The sequence below is a fragment of the Histophilus somni genome (genome assembly GCF_014202395.1).
Lineage (GTDB): Bacteria > Pseudomonadota > Gammaproteobacteria > Enterobacterales > Pasteurellaceae > Histophilus > Histophilus somni.
Genome location: NZ_JACHGQ010000001.1, coordinates 220,829 through 245,371, shown reverse-complemented (window position 1 = coordinate 245,371; position 24,543 = coordinate 220,829). Strand labels below are relative to the sequence as shown.

The following is a 24,543-nucleotide window of genomic DNA, read 5'->3' as shown; positions in this document are numbered from 1 at the left end:
TATTCCAAGTAAATGAACTGACATGAAAGTCTTTGCCCTGCATAGAATACACTTTTCAGATAATAAAATAAATTGGTAAAATCAAAAAATACGACTTTTATCAAAAAATGTATCAAACTCATCGTTTAATTTTCTTGATAAAAATAATAGATTTTTTTATAAATAATTCTAAACGAATATGTATCAAACACTAAAATTAGGTCAACGTTATTTGGAAACTTGGCCTTCAATACCTAAACTGAGTATTATTTTTCCTGAAAATCGAGTTATTAAGGTAACATTATTTGCACAAAAATTTATGCCGTTTTTAGCAGTATTTTCATTAGTTTGGCAACAAGTTTATATAAAACATGATTTGGTTGCTTTAGCTATTGCAGTTTTAACCGCTTTGTTTGCGTTGAGCTTGCCATTACAAGGTCTATATTGGCTAGGTAAACGCTCAAAGTTGCCTTTACCTCCACAAACAAAGGTATGGTTTGATAAGATAGTTGAGGTGTTACAGCAAAAAAATACTAATCTTGTTTCTATTGAGCAACCAACGTATCAGGATTTGGCAGAGTTATTGCGTAAGGCTGAACAGAAATTAGATACTGAGTTTTGGCAGAGTATTTGAGCGAAGTTTATCGCTAAACAGCAAGTGATATATCTAATGGGTTGAATATAGTAAAATTTTCCCCGCACTTGGTTATCAAGTAGCTTATTTTTTCACTATATAAGGAAAGAAAATGCTTTGTGCTATTTACAAGACTAAAAGAAAAGAAGGGATGTATCTTTATATTGAAAAACGGGGGCATTTTGATTCCGTTCCATCTTCCTTACTTGAGTCATTCGGCAAGCCAATTTTTGTGATGTTATTTAATTTAGCAGGACAAAAATCATTGATTAATGCTAACAATGAAGATGTGCAACAACAAATTAAACAAAATGGATTTTATTTGCAGATGCCAAAACAGCAAGAAAATTTACTTGAACAAGAAAGACAGTATCTTAAGCACAATAAATGACATAATCAATGATATGATTTTTTAAAATTTTTACCGCACTTTGACACTTTTGAAAAAATAAAGGCGATCATAGATCGCCTTAAATGTATAAATTATGCTACACAGACTGTTTCGGTTGGTCAAATACCGTCACTTTCGGTGCAGTTTCTGTGTATTTTTCCACTTGAACAATACATGTATTCGGGGAATTACCTTGTGCTAATTTTGAAGTACCTTCATCACGTGTCAGTACGTTGGCACAACCATTTTTACATAAAGGTTGTTCTGATTGACCTAAATCAGCCGGATCATACCAAGCCCCCTCATGTAATGCGACCGTACCTTTAATAATTCCTTCAGTAACTACCGCACCTGCCAATACTTGTCCTCTTTTGTTGAAAATACGAACAATATCACCATCCATGATGCCACGAGCCATTGCATCTTCTTTATGAATTAGCACAGGTTCACGATCGTTTACTGCATATTTTTTCCGTAATGATGTGTGAGCCAATTGACTGTGTAAGCGATAGTAAGGATGTGGTGTAACTAATGCTAAAGGGGCTTCCGTCGTTGTATTACCTGCAAATTCTTCAGGAACAAACCAATATGGATGACCTTTACAATCATCATAATTCATTTTTGCGACAACATCAGAGTAAATTTCAATTTTTCCTGATGGTGTACCAAGTGGATTCAGTAAAGGATCATTGCGGAATGCTTCGTAACGTACCCATTTTTTTGATTTTTCAGTTGGTTTAAAGTTAACAGGTTTATTTTCTTGCCAGAATTTTTCAAATTTCGGCATAAGTACACGATTTTTACGTGCTGCATTAAATGCCACGTTGTAAAAATCTTGCAACCATTCCATTTCCGTTTTTCCTTCAGTAAATTTGTCTTCTACTCCTGCACGTTTGGCTAATTCTGCAAAAATATCATAGTCATTTTTCGCTTCAAATTGTGGAGGGACAACTTGTTTCATTGGAAAAATATTCATCATGGCATAATCACCGGACATAGTTAAGTCGTTACGTTCATAGCTCGTTGTGGCTGGTAATACAATATCCGCCATGCGAGCAGTCGGTGTCCAGTTAACTTCATTGACAATAACAGTTTCAGGTTTTTGCCATGCTTTCACTAATGTATTTGTATCTTGGTGATGAACGAAAGGATTACCACCCGCCCAATAAATTAACTTAATGTCAGGATAGGTCACTTTAGAGCCATTATAATCAATTGTTTTTCCAGGATTCAGCAATACATCAGCAATACGTGCTAATGGGAAAGAGAATTTTGATGTATCATCCAGCCATGTTTTTTCTCCGGCTTGTACTGATGGATTAGCTGTAATTGAACCAATAATACCACCGACTGCGGAAGGTGCACCACCATTAGAATAATGATAACTGAAACCAAATCCGCCTCCAGGTAACCCAATTTGTCCCAGCATCGCCGCTAAAGTAACTAATGTCCAGTGAGTTTGTTCACCATGGCGTTGACGTTGCATACCCCAACCGCCCATTAACATAGTACGTTTTGACGAAAAATCAGCTGCTAACTGTTTGATGATATCTGCAGGTAACCCACAAATTTTGCTTGCCCAATTTGCGTCTTTCGGTTGACCGTCAGTTTTTCCTAATAAATATTGTTCAAATTTATCATAGCCAGTAGTGTATTTTTTCAAGAATGCCTTATCATGTTTATCTGTAGTAACCAACGTATGTGCAATCCCCAACATTAAAGGAACATCGGTGCCTGTATGCACAGGTAACCATTCTGCATTTAAGAATTCACAGCTTTCACTTCTAACCGGATCGATACAAATAATACGTTTACCGCTTTCTTTCAATTTTTTGAAATATTCAATACCTTGTTGATCGGTAGAAGTCCATGCAATTCGCAAAGTCGTAAGAGGATTAGCCGCCCATAACACAACAATATCTGAACTTTCTAAAACGGTTTCCCAGCTGGTTTGTTGTTCATAAACTTCAATTGTACCTAATACATGAGGCATAATTACTTGTGCCGCACCTGTTGAATAGTCCCCTTTGACTCCGACAAATCCACCGGTAACATTCATGTAACGCTGTAACAAGGTACGACTGGCATGTAATGCACCTGAACTATACCAGCCATAAGAACCGGCAAAAATACTGCCTGCACCATAAGCATCACGAACACGTTTCATTTCACCTGCAACTAAATCAAAGGCTTTATCCCAAGAAACACGAACCCATTCATCACGTCCACGCAAACTGGTATCTTTATTACCCTCCAAAAATCCTTTACGAACCATTGGATATTTTACCCTTGTTTCACTATAAAGTTGGTCAGCTACTACGCTTTGTAATTCATTTTCGACTGAAATTGGCATTGCAGATCCTGATTTAACTACCTTGCCATTTTCTACAACTACACCTAAAGCCCCCCAATGAGCAGCTGTTACAACGGTATGTTGTTCAGCCGCCACAGCTTTCGAAGCTAATGTTCCGACAACACCGCCACTTAGAGATACGCCAGCCACGCCTAATGATGAATTTTTTAAAAAATCACGGCGACTTGTATTAACTTTATTTTGTGTTTTCATTTTAAACCTCGTTATTTACTAGGCTCACAATGAACTGGTGAAAGAAAAGACATCGAAACGGTTAGAAAACACACCGCACTTTCTCCAACACATTGTGAAAGTTTTATTTTCGACACCTTTCTAAAGGGAGTGGCACAACCATTTCTAGTTATACCATGTGCAACATTTGACAATGTTACAGGCTTGCAACCTTATTTTGCAACTTAGGTCAACAAGCTCGGAGTCGTCAGTTTTTTCAAAAATTTCAGCGTTTCCTTTAAGTGTAGCTTAATGGCTTTTTTCGCCAAAATCTTTGGCATTGCGTTGTAAATAGATTGTTACAGATCGTACGTCATCTGCTGTCATTGATGTACGATCTTTCATCGAATTTACAACACCAATCCATTGATTTGCAGTGTAATGATCTGCCCCAATTGGTGCATGACAACCACTACAATGAGTTTGATTTAAATTATTTCCAAACTGATTTAATGCCTCTAAATTAGACGTTAGTACATTTTTTGCCACGTTTATTTCAAACGTAACCTCTTTCCACTCAGAATCTGTGACTTTGTCATGAACAGTTTGCAACACGTTCACATTTTTCTCAATTCCATCACCTAAAGCCAACATAATGCGTTGCCCTAATTGTGCATAGACTATTGTTTCCGCACCTACTTGTTGCCAACCGTGAATTGTGCCGATAATATTGTCATCTTGCAATTTCCAATCATTCACTTCTGCAAACGGCATTAACCGCACTTCATCGCCTTGTGCCAGCTGTGCCGGACTCATTGCCAAACTATATAATATTTTATCGGTTTGCTTAAATTCTCCTGCATGTTTAGTTAATTCACCATATGCGGCTGTATCATCAACCTCTATTTCAGGCATAAAATGAGCAATACCTTTATGGCAATCAATACAAGTTTGATTTGTTTCGATGCCGGTTTTGTGCATTTTTTGTGCTGTCGATGTTTGCGAAGACATTTCCATTGCTTCGAAACTATGACAACTGCGACAAGTGGCAGAATCTGATTCTTTTAAATCTTGCCAAACGGACTTCGCCATTTCTAAACGATGCTTTTCAAATGCTTCTTCATCAGGCAATTTATCAGTAACATAAGTATGCCAAAGATCTTTCACTGCAAAGACTTTTGTTTTCACATAATGGAAAACGTTATCTTGCGGGATATGGCAATCCGCACATTCGGCACGAATCCCTTTTCGGTTAGAGAAATGTATAGAGGCTTCCCATTCTGCTTGAGGTTGTTGCATTGAATGGCAAGAAACGCAAAATTCAGTGGTGCTGGTTGCTTTCATTGCATACTGTACTCCCGCTAAAATAATCACCCCTAATAACATACCAACGATTCCACTAAACAGCCATTTTTTATTTGATTTTGCCATTCGCTTTTCCCCCAAAATAAAATTCAATAAATCAATTACAACAAAAAAATCATACTCTTATATTGTAACGATATGATGTTGGTAATTCACTAGGCACACACGAAAAATAACGGCTATTTGCACCGCTCTTGACGTAGATCAATATTTAAATTTAAGAGTGAATATGTGAAATAAAATGCGTAATTTTAGGTGGCATTTTTAGTATTTTCTCCCATAAATTGAAAGGATTGATATGGTACAATTTTATTTTTTATCTTATATAGAGGAAAAGGATAGGTTCTTTTTTGTGCCACTATTAAGGTTAAAGGAGAAAAGCAATCTTGTTGTTTTTTTTCACTCAAATTGACTTGATCGAGTATTTCAAAATTTAATAATTTTATCCAATCAAGGATACGCCAAGTGAAATATTGTTTAAAGGGAAGTGCGGTTTGATTTTTATGATTTAAATTTTGTTTGAAAATCAATGGGCTATAAGGGTTAAATAAGGAAATAAAGAGATAACCGTCATTTTCTAAAACCCTGGCTATTTCACCTAATAATTGATGGGAATGTTGCGTGAAGTTTAATGTATTGGCTAATACACAAGCGTGAATAGATTGTTGTACAAAAGGAAGTTGTAATGGATCAGCTTGTATCAGACTAATTTCTTCTGTTACGTTTTGATTAGCCGGAAAAAGTGCGGTAGGATTTTTCGTCATTTCCGGCATGAGGATTATTTTGTGGCGTAAAGGTAAATTGAGTTCTAATTCTGCACTTAATCCGCCAATCATGAGCCACTGATCGCCTAAGACTTTTTGAAACCAATCTGCAAAAAATTCGTTGATTAGGCTACAATACATTGTTCCTTTTTGGATATGTTGCCAACTCATCGGCAATCGATAATTTTTTACTGATTTTATGTTGAATTTCATATTTTCTAACTTGATACCCTTTGGAGGAGCTTGATGTTAATTCCTATTCCTGCACTTAATGATAACTATATTTGGGTGTATAAACGAGAGAATTTATCTGTAATTGTGATCGATATACCGGAAATAGCTGCATTATCTCAATTTATACAGGCACAAAATTTAGTGATTGTAGCTTTGCTGATCACACATAACCATAGGGATCATATTGGTGCTTTGGCTGAATTTAAGCAGTTTTATCCTCATGTTCATATTTATGGTCCGGCAGAATGTGCCGATCAAGGGGTGACACAAGTCATTGATGCAGGAAGGTTAATTATTGATGAATATCATATAGATGTATTACCGACCGGCGGGCATACGGCACAGCATCTTAGTTTTTTGGTAGATGGTCATTTATTTTGTGGAGATACTTTATTTTCTGCCGGTTGCGGGCGTGTTTTTACGGGAGACTATTCGCAAATGTTTACTTCTTTACAGTTACTCAAATCCTTGCCGGATGAAACAATAGTTTGCCCAGCTCATGAATATACGTTAGGCAATTTAGCGTTTGCTTTAACTACAGGCAAAAATAAAAGTGCGGTTCAAAAGCAACTTGAAAAAGTAAAAAAACTAAGAGCAGAAAATAAGCCCAGTTTGCCGACAACATTAGCATTAGAAAAACAAATTAACCCATTTTTGCAAGTTGAGGGCCTTGAGGAATTTATTGAGTTGCGTAAAGCAAAAGATATGTTTTAACCTAAATTGGCAATTCTATTGTATTGATAGACAATCGAATTTGCTCAATGTGAGACAATTTATTAGAATAGCGACGTTTTTTACATGAATTTCCCAACAATAAATTATTTATGACCATTCTTGTTCTCGGTATTAATCATAAAACTGCGTCTGTTGCACTACGAGAGAAAGTTGCTTTTTCTGAAGAAAAGCACTTGTTGGCATTGAAGCAAATTAAACAAACTCAGCTGGCAGAATGTGCGGTGATTTTATCAACTTGCAATCGAACGGAAGTGTATTTACATAATAAAAATGTTGGACCTCAAAATGATGAAGTCTGGTTAGATAGTTGTGTTCAATGGTTTGCAGATATCCATCAAGTAGATTTAGAAGAACTGAAAAGTTGTTTATATAGTCAGCAGAATTTACAAGCATCTCGTCATTTAATGCGAGTTGCTTCCGGTTTAGATTCTTTGATTCTCGGTGAGCCGCAAATTTTAGGTCAAGTAAAACAGGCCTATCAAATGAGTGAAGAGTATTATTCACTGCATTCTGATATTGGCATGATGAGTACTGAGTTATCTCGCTTATTTCAAAAAACTTTTGCTACGGCAAAACGAGTTCGTACTAAAACTCATATTGGAGAAAGTGCGGTATCGGTTGCTTATGCAGCCTGTAGTTTAGCTCGTCAAATTTTTGATAGCTTACGCAATTTGAATATTTTGCTTGTGGGTGCCGGAGAAACCATTGAATTAGTCAGCCGTCATTTATTGCGTCATGGAGTGAACGGCTTAGCTATTGCTAACCGTACGTTATCTCGTGCGGAAAAATTGGTGGAAAAACTGGAAACAACACAAAAGATAGATATTTTTAGTTTAGACAGACTTTCGGAAGGGTTAAAGAGAGCAGATATTGTTATTACCTCTACCGGCAGTCCTCATGTTTTAATCTCCCGAAACTTGATTGAACAGGCGCAGCAAATGCGTCATTACAAACCAATGCTGATTGTTGATATTGCGGTTCCTCGTGATGTGGAGGAAAGTGCGGGGGAAATTGAATCTGTATATCATTACACTGTAGATGATCTACATAATATTATTCAACATAACATCAACCAACGTGAACAAGCTTCTCAACAAGCTGAACATATTATTCAGCAAGAAAGTGCAGATTTCTTTGAATGGCTTAAAGTACATCAATTTTCTAATTTGATTCGCAATTATCGAGAAAGTGCGGAGATAATTAGACAAGATTTACTCGAAAAAGCCTTGCAGGCTCTGCAAAATGGTGAGAATACAGAGCAAGTTTTACAAGAGTTGAGTCACAAACTGACTAAGAAGCTGATCCATCAACCTACTCAAGCTATGCAAACGATGGTAAAAGCCGGTAATACAGAAGGTTTACAGGCTTTTTCTCATGCAGTTAAGTCCTAGGAAAGTACAATTTATTTAAGTTTATCCAGTTTTGCCAATAAAATAGGTGCTGGTTGTTGTTGAATTTTATACATACGCCAAAGCAGTAAAATAGCAGCGATTGTTAAACTCACTACAAAAGATACCCAAAAGCCGGCAGCACCGATACTTGGAATAATCCAGTCAGTTCTTGATAAGGAAAATCCTAACGGCATGCCAATGCCCCAATAACAAAAAAGGGTAATGTATAAAATAGCTTGTGTATCTTTGTATCCCCGTAATGCACCACTGGAAACTACTTGAGCTGTATCCGAAAATTGATAAAGTGCGACGAGCATCAGCAGACTACTTGATATAGCAATCACTTCTTTATCATTTACAAAAATTGATGCTATTTCATAGCGGAAGAAAAAGATGATGGATGCCGTCAGGAAAGCAATAGATAAACCTACAGTAAGAGCAGAGAAAGATATCTGCTTGGCATTATCTATTTTGCCTTCGCCTAGACGTTGACCAACAAGAATAGTAGTAGCCATACCTAAAGACATAGGTAACATAAATGCAAAGGAACTGGTATTTAGTGCAATTTGATGGCTTGCTACAACTTGAGTACCGAGAGGTGATAATAATAGTGAGGTAAGTGCAAATAATGCCACTTCACAACATAAAGAAACCGCAATAGGCAATCCTAAACGAAATAATTTTGCCAAAGTTTTCGTATCAGGTTTTTCAAATAAATGTTCAAAAACCTTGAGATCACGTTGATTTCTAGCATGCTTACTATAGACGATCATCATTAAGCACATTATCCAGTTGACAATAGCTGTTGCAATGCCACAACCAACCGCTCCAAACGCCGGAATACCTAATTTGCCGTAAATAAAAATATAGTTTAGAGGGATATTGCACAGTAAGCCAAAAAATGTAATCACCATAGCCGGTTTTGTTTTGGCAATGCCGTCATTTAAGCAACGGAAGTTAATTAATAATAAATAACCAGGTAATCCCCATAACATTGCACGCAAATAACCGATGGTAATATTGGCAAGTTTTTCTTCCATTTTCATATACTGAATGACAAAATCGCTATTGTAGATTAATAAGCCAAGAGGAATACAGCTAATAAAAACAATCCATAAGCCTTGGCGTATTTGATGAGCAATATGATCTCGTTGCCCGGAACCATTTAAATAAGAGATTGTTGGAGGCAAGGCAAGTAATAAGCCATGTCCAAATAATACTAGGGGTAACCAAATAGATGCCCCAACTGCAACGGCAGCCATATCAGCTGCACTAACACGTCCAGCCATTATTGTATCTACTAATCCCATGGAATTTTGTGCTACTTGTGCAAGTAAAATAGGGGTAGCGATGGCAATTAATTTTTTAGCTTCTGTGTGATATTGTTGAAAACGAGTTAATTTCATAAAAATCCGATTTTGCTATAATATTGGAAATATTTATTTAGAGAGAACTTTATATGTTTACAGGAATTGTCCAAGGAACAGCACAAATTCAGTCTATTATTGAGAAAGCTAATTTTAGAACACAGGTAATTAAAATGCCACAGGATTTATTAGCAAATTTAGAAATTGGTGCATCTATTGCAAATAATGGTGTTTGTTTAACGGTTACAGAAATTAAGGGTGATTTGATTAGCTTCGACTTAATGGCGGAAACATTACGTATTACAAATTTAGGTAATTTAGCGGTAGGCGATTTTGTTAATGTTGAACGTGCAATGAAAATGGGGGATGAAATTGGCGGGCATATTTTATCTGGTCATGTTTATTGCACTGCAACAATCCAAAATCGTATTCAAGCAGAGAATAATTTGCAAATTTGGTTTGAAATGCCTACAGCTGAATTAATGAAATATGTGTTAACTAAAGGATTTATTGCTATTGATGGAATTAGTTTAACCGTTGGCGAAGTCAAAGGGCAGTGCTTTTGTGTGAATTTAATTCCTGAAACAATTAACCGCACTTTGATTGCAAAATATGATATAGGTGATTTAGTCAATATTGAAATAGATTCTCAAACACAGGCGGTTGTGGACACAGTAGAACGCTACTTGGCAAACAGATAAATTCATTTTGCCTAAAATCTAAAATTGTGGGAGTGTACTCTCACAATTTTATCTATTTATAGCGTTTTTTTGTGCTTTGCTCATCTAAATTATGCAATCGTGCTAATTTTTCTTTAAGTTGAATTTCCAGTCCACGATCTGTAGGAAAATAAAATTTCGTATTTTTTAATTCTTCTGGAAAATAAATTTCTCCTGCTGCATAGGCATTAGGTTCATCATGAGCATAACGATATTCTGCTCCATATCCCAACTCTTTCATTAAATGAGTTGGTGCATTACGTAAATGTACCGGTACATCATAATCCGGCATTTCTTTTGCGAGTTTTTTTGCTTGTTTAAAGGCAACATATACAGCGTTACTTTTTGGTGCAACAGCTAAATATACAATCGCTTGTGCGATAGCACGTTCTCCTTCAGCTGCACCAACTCGAGTAAAACAATCCCATGCTGCAAGTGCTACTTGCATTGCTCTCGGATCGGCATTCCCTACGTCTTCGGAGGCAATAGCTAATAAACGCCTTGCAACATAGAGAGGATCACCTCCGGCAGTAATAATTCTAGCATACCAATATAAAGCAGCATCGGGAGCGGAGCCACGAATAGATTTATGTAGAGCGGAAATTAGATCATAAAAGCGATCCCCTTGCTTGTCGAAGCGAGCCTGTCGTTCCCCTAATACTTCGGTTAGGAGATGATGATTAATCAATTTCCCTTTTTCTGTTTCATCTGCCATATCCACCATGAGTTCTAAACAATTTAGTGCTAAACGGGCATCCCCATTGACATATTCAGCTAAGGTTTCAAGAACATTTTCAGCGAAAATCAACCGCTCTTTTCCCAATCCTTGCTCTGCATCTTGGATAGCATTTTGTAACACTGTCACAATATTAGATGTAGTTAAAGGTTTCAAAATATAAACTTTGACACGAGAGAGTAACGCATTATTTAATTCAAATGATGGATTTTCTGTGGTTGCACCTATAAAAATGATAGTGCCATTTTCAATATGGGGCAAAAAAGCATCTTGTTGGCTTTTATTAAAACGGTGAACTTCATCAACAAATAAAATAGTTTGTTGACCCATTAAACGATTTTGTTTTGCCCGTTCAACACTTTCCCGAATCTCTTTCACTCCGGCGGTAACTGCAGAAATACGCTCAACTTGAGCATGAATTTGTTGTGCAATAATCTCTGCCAGCGTTGTTTTTCCTGTACCAGGCGGGCCCCAAAAAATCATAGAATGAATATGTCCGTTTTCAATGGCTTTATATAGTGGCTTTCCAGCTCCGATTAAATGTTCTTGGCCACAATATTGCTTCAGTGTTTGCGGTCTCATTTTTGCGGCTAACGGTTGAAATGTACCGAGAGAGAAATCAAGTGAAAAGCTGGACATACAAAACTCCATTAAATGATTAAAAGTGGACGTTTATTGCGTCCAATCATTTCAATTTTAATTAATTATTTTTTACGTTGATCGTCAAATTCAACGCCCTTAGGCAAGGTAAATGTGAATATTGCATCATTTAAGGCTGGATTGGTAATCTTACGCAGAATATACAAGTTACTTTGCCCATCGTTCTCTATTGTACTAAAATTTTTTAATACACCATCTTTTTCAATTCGAATATTAAATTGCTTGATGGTACTTTTCTTAGATTTGGGTTTAATAATAAACGTATCGGATTTTTGCTCAACAATATATTGTTGCCAATGACTTGGATTATTACTTGTTAGCAAAACAAAGGGGGTATCGCTTAAGGTATCTTCAACCCAATTTGCTGTTACTTGCTCAACAAAAGGATCGTAGAACCATAATGTTTTTCCATCTGCAATAATTTGACTTTCTTGAGGTGTTTCATTGTCCATACGAAATAAATTAGGACGTTTGAGTTGTATTTTTCCACTACCTTGCTGTATTTTTTTTCCCTGTGCATCAGTCACTTGTTGTGTATAGTCAGCACTTAACACATCAATTTTATTTAAACGATTTTGTAACTCATTAACCGCATTTGCCCAAGTTACATTACTGATACCTACTAATAAAAGTGCGGTTAAATTTAGATATTTTTTCATTATTTGTCCTTTTCAATTGAGAATGAATTGATTCGATATAATCAAAAGGCTGAAATGTTGTATAACATATCATAAAAGATAAGTATAAACCCTAAAAAATAAATAATATTCCGTTCAGTTTATGATACTGTGATCTAGTGCAAAGAAAAATTTTTTTCGCTAGCTATAATACAACTTGGTAGTTTATGTTAGTTTAACAGTTTATTTGAGGAGTATTTCTTATGCAAAATTGGGCACCTGAAGTATGGCAAAGTGCATTAATTGGTTTATGTATTGGAGTTTTTATAGGTTACTTATTATTGCGTTTCACTAAAGGAACGGTCAAAAAACAGATAAAAACAGAGGCTGAGTTGGAGCAAGTGAAAATTCAACTTAACAATCAGAAACGACAATTAGAGCAACATTTTGCTGAAAGTGCAGAGTTGTTAAAAAATATTGCACAGGATTATCAAAAACTTTATTTACATTTAGCTAATTCATCTACAACACTATTGCCTGAATTGGCACAGAAAGAATTATTTTCACCGCATTTATTAGCCACGGAATCTATTTCGTCACAACAAGATAAATCAAAAGATAATCAGCCTAGAGATTATTCTGAGGGTTCATCAGGTATTCTTAAAGCTGAAAAATAACTATTTCTAAATAGGCACATTGAGGTGCCTATTTTGCTGTTTTTCTTTAATCTCTTTGAATTTCTGAAACTTTTTTGTATTTTTTCTGTCTTAAATTAGCGATATATATGATTTAAATGGAGAAAAAAGTGAAAAAATCTAGCTTTGTTTTAACCGGTATTGCTTTAGGGTTAAGTGTTCTAACAACATCAATTAATGTTCAAGCAAGTTTGCCTATGGCAGTTGATGGACAATCTCTTCCAAGCTTAGCACCAATGTTACAAAAAGTTTTACCCGCAGTAGTTTCTATTGCGGTAGAAGGGAAACAAAAAAATGATTTTTCTTTCAATAATGAAATTCCCGAAGAGTTTCGCCGTTTTTTTGGTGACAGCTTTGGTTTTGAAGGATTTAGCAGTCGTGCACCGCGTAGTTTTCGTGGTATTGGATCCGGAGTGATTATTGATGCAGAAAAAGGTTATGTATTGACAAATAATCACGTGATTGATCAGGCTGATAAAATCACGGTCAAATTAGAAGATGGGCGTGAATTTAAGGCAAAGGTTCTTGGCAAGGATGATATGTCGGATATTGCACTTATTCAATTAGAAAATCCTAAAAATCTGACCGCAGTTAAGATCGCTGATTCTGATAAATTAAGAGTCGGGGATTTTACAGTTGCTATCGGTAATCCATTCGGTTTGGGGCAAACCGCAACATCGGGAATTGTTTCGGCATTAGGGCGTTCAACAGGATTTGATAGCGGAGCTTATGAGAACTATATTCAAACTGATGCTGCCGTAAATAGAGGTAATTCCGGAGGACCATTAGTAAATTTAAATGGTGAGCTTATAGGGATTAATACTGCTATTATTTCTCCAAGTGGCGGAAATGCGGGAATTGCATTTGCGATTCCAAGTAATATGGCAATCAGTTTAGTTAAGCAAATTATTGAATTTGGCGAAGTTCGTCGAGGATTACTCGGTATTAAAGGAGGTGAATTGAATGCCAACTTAGCAAAAGAATTCAATATTGATGTACAACAAGGTGCGTTTGTGAGTGAAGTATTGCCAAATTCAGCGGCAGAAAAAGCCGGACTTCAAGCGGGTGATGTGATTACGGCAATTGATGGACAAAAACTGGCAAGTTTTGCGGAGTTGCGTGCAAAAATTGCAACAAGTGGTGCCGGTAAAGAAATTAAATTGACCTATTTACGTGACGGTAAATCGAAAACTGCGAAAGTGAAATTGCAATCTGATGATGGAGATACAATTTCTGCAGTTGGCAACATTTCTATATTAGAAGGTGCGGAATTAAGTAATTATAATCAAAAAGGCACAAAAGGCGTTGAAATTAAAGAAGTTAAATCAAGATCTCTTGCTGCTCAATATGGTTTAGAAAAAGGCGATATTATTATTGGAGTGAACCGCCATAAAGTAGAAAATTTATCTGATTTACGTAAAATTTTAGGCAAAAAACCTTCAGCTATTGCCTTGAACATTTTACGAGATAACAGTCGTTTTTATTTATTAATCCAATAATTTTACTGAACCTATAATTCTTATTAAGATAAAACGAAATCCGCACTTTAAAGATTGACCGATCAAAATGCGGATTTTTTGTGTTTAAAGATGATGTTCTTGTCTAATTTTTTTGAGTAACGCATCGCAGCATTTATCCAGTAATTGATAAGTCTGCTGAAAATTGCCGGTATACCAAGGATCTGGAATATGATCACAAGCTAAATCTTCACATATCGTGGTTATTTGAAAAAGTTTAGATGGTGCTTTCGTAAAGAATTTTTCCAAATCATGTAGATTGTTGTTATCCATTGCGATTAAATAATCAAATTGTTGCCAATCACTATTGCGAATTTTTCGGCTGGTAAACCCTCTGTTATCAATAGCATATTTGGTAAGAATCTTTGCCGTTTCTTGGTGCATATTTTCTCCATCATGCCAACCGGAAGTTCCTGCACTATCTGTAAAAATTTGATTATCTAAATGAGCTAATCGAATTTTTTCACGCATAATATATTCTGCCATTGGGGAGCGACAGATATTACCTAAACAGACAAATAAAATTTTAATTTGTGGTTTCATGTTAAGCCTTTGCCTTATGATGAATAAAAGTGCGGTTGTAATTGTACATGTTTTGTGCCAATTTAGATAAGTTTTTATTAGCAATAATCTATGGTAATATTCGCTTCCCCTTTATTTTAAAAGTGACTAATCATGTCTTTACCAAAATATGTTGAACAACTGTTAAAAGAGAAAAGTAATGTTCGGGTATTCTCGTTTAAATATGATGGGAAATCTTATTGGCTAAAACAAACCGAAAAACTTTCTTTTATTTGGCGGTTCTTGAAATCCAATCCAGCGGAAATGTTAAAAAGTGAAATTATTCGCTTACAAGAACTTAATAAAAAATCAGCACCTGTACCTAAGTTAGTTTTATTTGGTGATAACTTTTTTGTGACTGAAGATGTGGGAAGTAGTGCAAATACTTGGGTTGAAAATGAGGATTTATCTATTGAATTAAGAAATAAGGTTTTGTTTGATTGTGCTCAAGCATTGGCAAGTTTACATAAACAAAATATTACTCATGGTCGCCCAGCCTTGAGAGACATGATTTGGTGTGAAGAAAAAGTTATTTTTGTTGATTTTGAATGTACCTCGTCAAGTAATAACATAGATTGGCAAAAAATTCGTGATGGATTAGTTTTTATTCATAGCTTAGGACGTTCTTCAACTGTTTCGGATGAGCAAATAGCATTGACTGTTACTCATTATCGTCAGTATTGTGATGCTGATATTTGGCAGAAAACTGCTGATTTCATCTATAAATATCGTTGGGCATATTATGTTCTTCGTATTTTCAAACCTGTTGCAAGAATGGATTTAATTGCTATTTATCGTTTATTTGAAGCTATTTTAAAAAATCAGGAAACATTATGATAAAAAAAGTGATTGTATGGAGTATTTGTGCGGTTTGGTAATGGCAGTTTAAGTGTTAGGGGCATAGTAATAGTATTCGATTTTTTATTAAATTGTTTATAACATCAACAAATAACAATAAATTAGTAATTTTATCTTGCTATTTTTTTTATGACAGATATAATGTGTCGCATATTTCGGACGCGGGGTGGAGCAGCTTGGTAGCTCGTCGGGCTCATAACCCGAAGGTCGTTGGTTCAAATCCAGCCCCCGCAACCACTTTACATAGAAGTTTTCGTAAAGGACCCCACTGTGACTTGGGGTTTTTTTATGCGAGTAAACTTGAGATTTAGTAAACGGGCTGATAGCCCTTTTTTTACATCTGTTTGTTATGAAATGTAGAAAAAAACTCAATCTTACGTGTTATTTTGAGAGGAGAGGATAGTGGCAACATTAGAGGATAAATTACAAGAATTATTACAACCTTCAGTAGAGGATTTAGGTTGTGAGCTTTGGGGTATTGAATGCCAACGTTCCGGACGTTTTTTTACAGTACGTTTATATATTGATAAAAAAGATGGCGGTGTAACGGTTGATGATTGTGCTGATGTCAGTCGTCAAGTAAGTGCGGTGCTGGATGTGGAAGATCCTATTGCGGATAAATATAATTTGGAAGTGTCTTCGCCAGGCTTAAATCGACCATTGTTTACATTAAAACAATTTGAGAATTATATCGGACAGGATATTTCTGTTCATTTACGTGTTCCTATGCTTGACCGTCGTAAATGGCAAGGTAAGTTAGAGAAAATTGAAAATGATATGCTGACTTTGATTGTTGATAATCAGCCACAAGTATTAGTTTTTGGCAATATTCAAAAAGCCAATGTTGTTCCCAAATTCAATTAATTAGAGAGACAAAAATGAGTAAAGAAATTTTATTAGCCGCTGAAGCGGTTTCCAATGAAAAATTGTTACCCCGTGAGAAAATTTTTGAAGCATTGGAAAGTGCAATTGCACTTTCGACGAAGAAAAAATATGAACAAGAAATTGATGTTCGTGTAGTCATCAATACTAAAACCGGTGAGTTTTCTACTTTTCGTCGTTGGTTAGTGGTTGAAACAGTACTCAATCCAACGAAAGAGATTACATTAGAAGCAGCTCAATTTGAAGATCCGGAAATAAAATTAGGTGACTATATTGAAGATGAAATTGATTCGATTGCTTTTGATCGCATTGCGATGCAAACAGCACGTCAAGTAATTAGTACCAAAATTCGTGAAGCAGAGCGTAATAAAATTGTGGAACAGTTCCGTTCACAGGAAGGTGAAATTGTTTCCGGTACAGTGAAAAAAGTAAATCGTGATTCTATTATTTTAGATTTAAGTCAACAGGCTGAAGCTGTTATTTTGCGTGAAGATATGTTACCGCGTGAAAATTTCCGTCCGGGTGATAGAGTTCGTGGTGTACTATACAAAGTAAGTCCGGAAAACAAGGGTATTCAATTGTTTGTGACTCGTGCTAAACCTGAAATGTTAGTGGAGTTGTTCCGTATTGAAGTTCCTGAAATCGGCGAAGAGTTGATTGAAATTAAAGGTGCCTCACGTGATCCGGGATTACGTGCAAAAATTGCTGTCAAAAGCAATGATAAGCGAATTGATCCGGTTGGAGCTTGTGTCGGTATGCGTGGCTCTCGAGTTCAAGCAATTACCAATGAATTGGGGGGAGAGCGTGTAGATATTGTGTTATGGGATGATAATCCTGCACAATTTGTCATTAATGCAATGGCACCGGCAGATGTGAGCTCAATTGTTGTTGATGAAGATAATCATTCTATGGATATTGCCGTTGAACCGGAAAATTTAGCACAAGCTATTGGACGCAATGGTCAAAATGTACGTTTAGCAACACAGTTAACTGGTTGGGTCTTAAATGTTATGACAATAGATGATTTAAATGCTAAACACCAAGCGGAAGATAACAAGATTTTAGCTTTATTTATGACCGCACTAGAGATTGATGAGGAGTTCGCTCATATCCTTGTTGATGAAGGATTCACTAATTTGGAAGAGATTGCTTATGTTGCTGTAAACGAATTAACGGCAATTGATGGCTTAGAAGATGAGGATCTTGTTGAGGAATTACAAGCTCGAGCGAAAAATGCGATTACTGCAAGGATGTTAGCTGAAGAAGAAGCATTGAAACAAGCCCATGTTGAAGAAAAATTATTAAATTTAGAAGGTATGTCTCGTCATATTGCATTTAGATTATCAGAAAAACAAATTACAACTCTTGAAGAATTAGCTGAACAAGGTGTTGATGATTTATCAGATATTGAAGAATTAAGTGCTGAACAAGCTGCAGATTTAATTATGGCTGCACGTAATATTTGTTGGTTCAATTAGGAATAAAGAGTAATAAGATTATGGCAGATGAAATAAAAAAAGAAAATGCACCCAAAAAGTTGAGTATTCAACGTCGAACAAAAACTACAGTGAGTGGAACAAGTACAACGGGAAAAAGTAAAGAGGTTCAGGTTGAGGTGCGTAAAAAGCGTACAGTTACTACCGATCTTGAACGTAAAGCTCAAGAACAAGCCAAATTAAAAGCCAAAGAGGAAGCAGAGAAAAGAGCTGCTGAGGAAAAGCTTGCTGAAAAAGCGAAGCGAGAAGCGGAAAAAGCTAAAGCTGAGCAAATAAAGATAGAGAAAGCTAAGGCTGAACAAGCTAAAGCAAGTAAGAAAAACGTTGATGTAGAAAAAGAAAAACGTCGAGCGGAAGAGGCTGAATTACGTCGTAAAGCCGATGAATTGGCTCGTCAGAAGGCAGAAGAAAAAGCACAAAAAGCGGCTGAAGAAGCTAAACGTTACGCTGATTTTGATGATAGTGACAATGATAACGGTAAGTTGGATGATTATAGCGATTATCACTTAACTTCCAGCTATGCACTTGAGGCAGAAAATGAAGAAGAACGTCGTAATGAAAATCGCGGACGTAGTAAAAATAAAGTAGTTAAAGCTAAGAAAGGTGGACGAGATGATGAAAATGGTAATAAAAATGAACGTCAATCAGATCGCCGTAACCAAAAAGATGTAAAAGGTAAGGGAAAGCACGCTAAAAAGGCCAGTGCGTTACAGCAAGCATTTACTAAACCTGCTCAAGTTGCTAAAGCTGACGTAGTGATTGGTGAAACTATTACTGTGGCTGAGCTTGCAGCAAAAATGGCAGTTAAGGCAACAGAAATTATCAAAACCATGATGAAAATGGGAGAAATGGTGACGATCAATCAAGTGATCGATCAAGATACTGCACAGCTTGTAGCTGAGGAAATGGGACACAAAGTTATTCTACGAAAAGAGAATGAACTTGAAGAAATGGTCATGGAGGATCGTGATGTAAATGCTGAAAAAGTTCATCGTGCACCGGTGGTTACTATTATGGGACACGTTGACCATGGTAAAACTTCATTACTTGATTATATCCGCAAAGCAAAAGTTGCTGCAGGTGAAGCGGGAGGTATTACCCAGCATATTGGTGCTTATCATGTTGAAACTAATGATGGCAAAATGATCACCTTTTTGGATACGCCGGGGCATGCTGCATTTACTTCTATGCGTGCTCGTGGTGCGAAAGCAACGGACATAGTTGTTTTGGTAGTTGCGGCAGATGATGGTGTGATGCCTCAAACTATTGAAGCGATCCAACATGCTAAAGCCGCCAATGCACCATTGGTGGTCGCTGTAAACAAAATTGATAAGCCAGAAGCAAACCCTGATCGAGTAGAGCAAGAATTACTGCAACACGAAGTGATTTCAGAGAAATTTGGTGGAGATGTTCAATTTGTTCCGGTTTCTGCGAAAAAAGGCTTAGGTATTGATGATTTATTGGAAGCAATTTTGCTCCAATCAGAAGTCTTAGAATTAACCGCCGTTAAAGATGGCATGGCAAGCGGTGTTGTCATTGAATCTTATTTGGATAAAGGTCGTGGTCCGGTAGCAACTATTTTAGTTCAATCCGGTACATTAAACCGTGGTGACATTGTACTGTGTGGTTTTGAATATGGTCGTGTGCGTGCAATGCGTGATGAAAATGGTAAAGATATTCAATCGGCAGGTCCATCAATTCCTGTAGAAGTACTAGGTCTTTCAGGTGTTCCGGCAGCAGGCGATGAAGCAACAGTCGTGCGTGATGAGAAAAAAGCTCGTGAGGTTGCTCTTTATCGTCAAGGTAAATTCCGTGAAGTGAAATTAGCTCGTCAGCAAAAAGCGAAACTGGAAAACATGTTTAGCAATATGGCAGAAGGTGATGTTGCAGAGTTGAATGTTATTGTTAAAGCGGATGTACAAGGTTCTGTGGAAGCCATTGTTCAAGCATTACATGAATTATCAACGGCAGAAGTAAAAGTAAAAGTTGTGGGTTCCGGAGTGGGAGGAATCACTGAAACTGATGCAACTCTTGCAGCTGCTTCAAATGCGATTATGGTTGGTTTCAATGTTCGTGCTGATGCAACAGCTCGTCGTGTAATTGAAAATGAAAATATTGATTTACGTTATTATTCAATAATTTATGAATTACTAAATGAAATCAAAGCGGCAATGAGCGGTATGTTACAGCCGGAATTTAAACAAGAAATTATCGGCTTGGCTGAGGTGCGGGATGTATTCCGTCATCCGAAATTCGGTGCAATTGCCGGTTGTATGGTAACTGAAGGGCTGGTTAAACGTAACAACCCAATCCGTGTATTACGTGATAACGTGGTAATTTTTGAAGGAGAACTTGAATCTCTTCGTCGTTTTAAAGATGATGTCAGTGAAGTACGTAGTGGTATGGAATGCGGCATTGGCGTAAAAAATTACAATGATGTTAAAGTCGGCGATCAAATTGAAGTCTTTGAAGTAGTGGAAGTTAAAAGAGCGATTTAATTTGTAACCGGTAATATAATTTTGTTGGTTGAATTATAGCTAAAGAGCGAGATTATCATATATTAAGTTGCTTAATGTTTTTGTGGATAAGAATGCCCTTAACTTTGTTTTTTAAGGTTAAGGGCATTGGAGTTTTATCATGTTTTAGAAGAGCAACTGCGTATAGTGGTAAAAATTAGGAAAACTCACCGCTCTTTTTAAGGTGTAATTTCTCAACTCTAGAGTGAATTTACCAACATTAATGGAGAAAAATATGGCAAGAGAATTTAAACGTAGCGATAGAGTAGCACAAGAAATACAAAAAGAAGTAGCAGTTATTTTACAACGTGAGGTTAAAGATCCTCGTATTGGTATGGTCACGGTGTCGGATGTGGAAATATCAAGTGATTTAGCGTATGCAAAAATATTTGTCACTTTTTTATTTGATCAGGATAAAAATGTTATTGAGCAAGGTATGAAGGGATTGGAAAAAGCCAGTCCCTATATTCGTAGCTTATTGGGCAAAGTGATGCGTTTGCGTATTGTGCCTGAGTTACGCTTTATTTATGACCAATCTTTAGTTGATGGTATGCGTATGTCCAATCTTGTGACGAATGTTGTGCGTGAAGATGAAAAGCGTCATGTAGAAGAATAAGCGAATAAAAATATGAGTAAACCACGTAAAAAAGGGCGTGATATCAACGGTATTTTTTTGTTGGATAAATCTCAAGGGATGAGTTCCAATGACATTATGCAAAAAGTTAAACGTCTTTTCCAAGCGAATAAAGCGGGACATACCGGTGCCTTGGATCCGCTGGCAACAGGAATGTTGCCAATTTGTTTAGGTGAGGCAACAAAATTTTCACAATATTTACTTGATGCGGATAAACGTTATCAAGTTATCGCTAAATTAGGCGAGCGTACAGATACTTCTGATGCCGATGGGCAAGTTGTGCAAAAGCGAGAGGTCAATATTGATTTAGCAAAAATTTTGACCGCACTTGAGCAATTTCGTGGTGAAATTATGCAAGTGCCTACTATGTTTTCAGCATTGAAATATCAAGGCAAAGCTTTGTATGAATATGCTCGTGCAGGCATTACCATTGAGCGTGAAGCTCGTCCAATTAGTATTTTTGAATTGAAGTTTATTGACTATCAAATACCTTATTTAACATTGGAAGTACATTGTTCTAAAGGAACTTATATTAGAACCTTAGTAGATGATTTAGGTGAAGTATTGGGTTGTGGTGCTCATGTTACTAGGTTGCGTCGGATTGCTGTTGCTGATTATCCTTATAACAAGATGATGACGTTAGAACAATTGCAACAATTCTCTGAACAGGAAGATTTGGATTTATTGGATCAACATTTGTTACCTATGGAAAGTGCGGTTATTCGTTTACCTGGATTGCACTTAACAAAAGAACAGGCAAGAGCTGTAGGATTTGGACAACGGATTAAGTTTTTAAATGAACAAGGCATACAAGGACAAGTGCGGTTAATTTCTCCTGAAAATTTATTTTTGGGTGTTGCTGTTATTGATGAAAACAGCATTGTCCATCCTCAGAGAATGGTTGTTATTAAACCCGAATAAATCCAACCGCACTTAAGGGCAGATTTATTCTGCCCTTGTTTTGTCAATTAAGCTAATTCCGCTCGTAATTTTTTAGTGACCGACATCATCACTTCAAGTTGTGCAATGGTCTCTGACCAGCCACGTGTTTTCAATCCACAATCTGGATTGACCCATAAACGCTCTTTTGGTACAACGTTAAGAGCTTTGCGAAGTAAATGTTCAATTTCTTCTGCTGTTGGTACACGAGGACTATGAATATCATACACACCCGGTCCAATATCGTTTGGATATTTGAAATCACCGAAAGCGGTTAGTAATTCCATATCGGAACGAGAGGTTTCAATGGTGATCACGTCCGCATCTAAAGCTGCAATAGCCGGTAAAATATCGTTAAATTCAGAGTAACACATATGAGTATGGATTTGTGTATCGTCTGCTACACCCATTGAGCTTAAACGAAATGCCTCTCCCGCCCATTGTAAATAAGTATCCCAATCGGCTCGTTTGAGTGGCAATCCTTCACGGATAGCGGGTTCATCAATTTGGATGACTTTGATTCCTGCTTTTTCTAAATCCAATACTTCGTCTGAAAGTGCCACACCAATTTGCTTACATACCGTTGAACGTGGAATATCGTTACGTACGAATGACCACTGTAGAATTGTTACAGGACCAGTGAGCATACCTTTCATCACTTTCTTGGTTAGACTTTGTGCATATTTTGACCAACGTACTGTCATTGCTTTAGGTCGAACAACATCACCATAAATTACAGGCGGCTTCACACAACGTGATCCATAGCTTTGTACCCAACCAAATTTGGTGAAAGCAAAACCGTCTAATAATTCACCGAAGTATTCTACCATGTCATTACGTTCCGGTTCACCATGGACCAGCACATCTAAATCCAATTTTTCTTGTTCACGCACAACAAGTTCAATCTCTTTTTTCATGGAATTTTCATACTCTTCTAAAGAGAGATCGCCTTTCTTAAACGCTGCTCGAGCACGACGAATTTCGGTAGTTTGTGGAAACGAACCGATACTGGTTGTTGGTAAGAGAGGTAGATTTAGCCAAGCATTTTGTAATTTGATACGTTCACCAAAAGGTGATTTACGTTGATCGGCATTTTTTGGCAAATTAGCTAAACGTTCAGCTACTTCCGGACGGTGAATTTCTTTTGAATTTGCACGAGCATCTGCTGCTACTTGGCTTGCATCTAATTCTACATTTACCGCAGTACGACCTTTTTCAAGAGCAGTTTTTAAGATGCTTAACTCTTGTACTTTTTGTAAGGTGAAAGCTAACCAGCTATAAAGAGCAGGGTTGTTCTCTTGTAATTGGGTTTCAACATTTAAATCAAATGGTGTATGGAGTAAGGAACAGCTTGGAGCAATCCATAAACGCTCACCCAGTTTTTCTTTTAGTGGCTCTAATACATCAAGTACAGTATTTAAGTTAGCTCGCCAAATATTACGTCCGTCAATTACGCCGGCAGACAATACCTTGTTGTAATCTTCGAATGCTACTAGTTGCTCCGGAGCACGAACTAAATCTAAGTGTAACCCATCTACTGGTAATTCTTTTAATAAAGTAGCGTGTTCTGTTACTGAACCGAAATAAGTAGCTAATAATAATTTCGCATTCACTTTTTCAGATAGCGTTGCGTAAACGTCTTTGTACGCATTAACCCACTCTTTTGGTAAATCTACCGCTAGTGCAGGTTCATCAATTTGGATCCACTCGGCACCTTCTGCCACGAGTGCGTTTAAAATCTCTACATACACAGGAACAAGTTGAGCGAGTAATTCAAAACGGTTAAAGGATTCGCCTTTCTCTTTTCCTAACCATAAAAATGTTAAAGGCCCAACAATTACAGGTTTAACTTGGTGTCCTGCAACTTTCGCTTCACGAATTTGGTTTACATAATGTGTTGGGTTTGCTTTGAATTGTGTGTCTTTATGAAACTCCGGTACTAAATAGTGGTAGTTGGTATCAAACCATTTGGTCATTTCAATGGCAAATTGGTCTTTGTTACCTCGTGCTAATTGAAAGTACTGATCAAGTGTCAAATTTTTACTATCGAAACCGAAACGAGCAGGAATAGCTCCTGTTGCGACTTGAAGATCTAAAATATGATCATAAAAGGTAAAATCACCTACTGCCACAAAATCCGCATTAGCATCAGCTTGGTGTTTCCAATTTTTTTCACGTAATGCCTTAGCTAAATCTAATAGATCTTGCTCAGCCAACTCTTTACGCCAGTAACGCTCTTGAGCGAATTTTAGTTCTCTTTTGGCTCCAACACGTGGAAAACCTAAAACGTGGAATGTTGTCATAACTAAATCTCCTGTATGTAAGTACA

The 24,543-nt window shown here is 36.8% G+C and carries 21 protein-coding genes, 1 tRNA gene and 1 riboswitch; of the genes, 14 read left to right on the top strand and 8 right to left on the bottom strand.

All coding sequences use genetic code 11. The annotated features are described in order from the left end of the window. The first annotated feature begins 178 nt into the window (after positions 1 to 178). Together yfbV and HNR69_RS01060 are read left to right on the top strand one after the other, a co-directional pair. Positions 179 to 613, top strand: a complete 435-nt coding sequence (gene yfbV / locus HNR69_RS01065; protein ID WP_075293821.1) for a terminus macrodomain insulation protein YfbV — start codon at positions 179 to 181, stop codon at positions 611 to 613. 112 nt (positions 614 to 725) lie between these two features. Beyond that, the gene (locus tag HNR69_RS01060; protein ID WP_011608958.1) at positions 726 to 1,004 is read left to right on the top strand and encodes a YcgL domain-containing protein; all 279 of its coding nucleotides are present in this window, start codon (positions 726 to 728) and stop codon (positions 1,002 to 1,004) included. Between the two features lie 97 nt (positions 1,005 to 1,101). Here HNR69_RS01060 and torA read toward each other — a convergent pair whose 3' ends face one another. From torA to HNR69_RS01045, 3 genes are all read right to left on the bottom strand, one after another. Then, the gene (torA, locus tag HNR69_RS01055) at positions 1,102 to 3,570 is read right to left on the bottom strand and encodes a trimethylamine-N-oxide reductase TorA (RefSeq protein ID WP_075293822.1); all 2,469 of its coding nucleotides are present in this window, start codon (positions 3,568 to 3,570) and stop codon (positions 1,102 to 1,104) included. A gap of 97 nt (positions 3,571 to 3,667) precedes the next feature. After that, positions 3,668 to 3,805, bottom strand: a riboswitch (molybdenum cofactor riboswitch). A 32-nt stretch (positions 3,806 to 3,837) separates the two neighbouring features. After that, positions 3,838 to 4,959 carry a NapC/NirT family cytochrome c gene (locus HNR69_RS01050; protein ID WP_075293823.1) on the bottom strand — a complete coding sequence of 374 codons (1,122 nt, stop codon included), beginning with the start codon at positions 4,957 to 4,959 and terminating at the stop codon, positions 3,838 to 3,840. A 185-nt stretch (positions 4,960 to 5,144) separates the two neighbouring features. Next, positions 5,145 to 5,870, bottom strand: coding sequence for a class I SAM-dependent methyltransferase (locus tag HNR69_RS01045; protein ID WP_011608961.1), 726 nt, complete (start codon positions 5,868 to 5,870; stop codon positions 5,145 to 5,147). A gap of 33 nt (positions 5,871 to 5,903) precedes the next feature. Here HNR69_RS01045 and gloB point away from each other — a divergent pair, with 33 nt between their 5' ends. Together gloB and hemA are read left to right on the top strand one after the other, a co-directional pair. Then, positions 5,904 to 6,605: a hydroxyacylglutathione hydrolase gene (gloB, locus tag HNR69_RS01040; protein WP_075293824.1), complete on the top strand. Its 702-nt coding sequence runs from the start codon at positions 5,904 to 5,906 to the stop codon at positions 6,603 to 6,605. Between the two features lie 110 nt (positions 6,606 to 6,715). Beyond that, positions 6,716 to 8,017, top strand: coding sequence for a glutamyl-tRNA reductase (gene hemA / locus HNR69_RS01035; RefSeq protein WP_075293825.1), 1,302 nt, complete (start codon positions 6,716 to 6,718; stop codon positions 8,015 to 8,017). An 11-nt stretch (positions 8,018 to 8,028) separates the two neighbouring features. Here hemA and HNR69_RS01030 read toward each other — a convergent pair whose 3' ends face one another. Next, on the bottom strand, positions 8,029 to 9,423 hold the full coding sequence (locus HNR69_RS01030; protein ID WP_075293826.1) for an MATE family efflux transporter: 1,395 nt from the start codon (positions 9,421 to 9,423) through the stop codon (positions 8,029 to 8,031). A 53-nt stretch (positions 9,424 to 9,476) separates the two neighbouring features. On the opposite strand from HNR69_RS01030, the gene HNR69_RS01025 reads away from it, so the two are divergent. Next, the gene (locus tag HNR69_RS01025) at positions 9,477 to 10,085 is read left to right on the top strand and encodes a riboflavin synthase (protein WP_011608965.1); all 609 of its coding nucleotides are present in this window, start codon (positions 9,477 to 9,479) and stop codon (positions 10,083 to 10,085) included. Positions 10,086 to 10,137: 52 nt separating this feature from the next. On the opposite strand, the gene HNR69_RS01020 is transcribed toward HNR69_RS01025, so the two are convergent. Both HNR69_RS01020 and lolA read right to left on the bottom strand, forming a co-directional pair. Continuing rightward, entirely contained in the window at positions 10,138 to 11,478 is a 1,341-nt protein-coding gene (locus HNR69_RS01020) for a replication-associated recombination protein A (RefSeq protein ID WP_075293827.1), read from the bottom strand. 65 nt (positions 11,479 to 11,543) lie between these two features. Continuing rightward, positions 11,544 to 12,158, bottom strand: a complete 615-nt coding sequence (lolA, locus tag HNR69_RS01015; protein WP_011608967.1) for an outer membrane lipoprotein periplasmic chaperone LolA — start codon at positions 12,156 to 12,158, stop codon at positions 11,544 to 11,546. A gap of 221 nt (positions 12,159 to 12,379) precedes the next feature. Between lolA and HNR69_RS01010 the strand changes: the two genes are divergently transcribed. Next, positions 12,380 to 12,793, top strand: coding sequence for a Z-ring associated ZapG family protein (locus HNR69_RS01010; RefSeq protein ID WP_012340443.1), 414 nt, complete (start codon positions 12,380 to 12,382; stop codon positions 12,791 to 12,793). 128 nt (positions 12,794 to 12,921) lie between these two features. After that, positions 12,922 to 14,310 carry a Do family serine endopeptidase gene (locus HNR69_RS01005; RefSeq protein ID WP_011608969.1) on the top strand — a complete coding sequence of 463 codons (1,389 nt, stop codon included), beginning with the start codon at positions 12,922 to 12,924 and terminating at the stop codon, positions 14,308 to 14,310. A gap of 84 nt (positions 14,311 to 14,394) precedes the next feature. On the opposite strand, the gene HNR69_RS01000 is transcribed toward HNR69_RS01005, so the two are convergent. Next, positions 14,395 to 14,871: a low molecular weight protein-tyrosine-phosphatase gene (locus tag HNR69_RS01000; protein ID WP_041604159.1), complete on the bottom strand. Its 477-nt coding sequence runs from the start codon at positions 14,869 to 14,871 to the stop codon at positions 14,395 to 14,397. A 132-nt stretch (positions 14,872 to 15,003) separates the two neighbouring features. On the opposite strand from HNR69_RS01000, the gene HNR69_RS00995 reads away from it, so the two are divergent. The 7 genes from HNR69_RS00995 (at position 15,004) to truB (ending at position 22,196) form a co-directional block, all read left to right on the top strand. Continuing rightward, a complete protein-coding gene (locus tag HNR69_RS00995; RefSeq protein ID WP_011608971.1) occupies positions 15,004 to 15,726 on the top strand; it encodes a phosphotransferase in 723 nt (240 codons plus the stop codon). Positions 15,727 to 15,907: 181 nt separating this feature from the next. Beyond that, a tRNA-Met gene (locus tag HNR69_RS00990) sits at positions 15,908 to 15,984 on the top strand. Between the two features lie 165 nt (positions 15,985 to 16,149). Beyond that, the gene (rimP, locus tag HNR69_RS00985; protein WP_011608972.1) at positions 16,150 to 16,611 is read left to right on the top strand and encodes a ribosome maturation factor RimP; all 462 of its coding nucleotides are present in this window, start codon (positions 16,150 to 16,152) and stop codon (positions 16,609 to 16,611) included. 14 nt (positions 16,612 to 16,625) lie between these two features. Next, the gene (nusA, locus tag HNR69_RS00980; protein WP_011608973.1) at positions 16,626 to 18,107 is read left to right on the top strand and encodes a transcription termination factor NusA; all 1,482 of its coding nucleotides are present in this window, start codon (positions 16,626 to 16,628) and stop codon (positions 18,105 to 18,107) included. A gap of 20 nt (positions 18,108 to 18,127) precedes the next feature. Further along, the gene (infB, locus tag HNR69_RS00975) at positions 18,128 to 20,623 is read left to right on the top strand and encodes a translation initiation factor IF-2 (RefSeq protein WP_012340449.1); all 2,496 of its coding nucleotides are present in this window, start codon (positions 18,128 to 18,130) and stop codon (positions 20,621 to 20,623) included. A 253-nt stretch (positions 20,624 to 20,876) separates the two neighbouring features. Beyond that, positions 20,877 to 21,257: a 30S ribosome-binding factor RbfA gene (gene rbfA, locus HNR69_RS00970; protein WP_075293828.1), complete on the top strand. Its 381-nt coding sequence runs from the start codon at positions 20,877 to 20,879 to the stop codon at positions 21,255 to 21,257. A 12-nt stretch (positions 21,258 to 21,269) separates the two neighbouring features. Then, positions 21,270 to 22,196, top strand: a complete 927-nt coding sequence (gene truB / locus HNR69_RS00965; RefSeq protein ID WP_011608976.1) for a tRNA pseudouridine(55) synthase TruB — start codon at positions 21,270 to 21,272, stop codon at positions 22,194 to 22,196. A gap of 47 nt (positions 22,197 to 22,243) precedes the next feature. On the opposite strand, the gene metE is transcribed toward truB, so the two are convergent. Beyond that, complete coding sequence (gene metE / locus HNR69_RS00960; protein ID WP_075293829.1) at positions 22,244 to 24,517, bottom strand: 5-methyltetrahydropteroyltriglutamate--homocysteine S-methyltransferase; 2,274 nt, start codon at positions 24,515 to 24,517, stop codon at positions 22,244 to 22,246. Between the last annotated feature and the right edge of the window lie 26 nt (positions 24,518 to 24,543).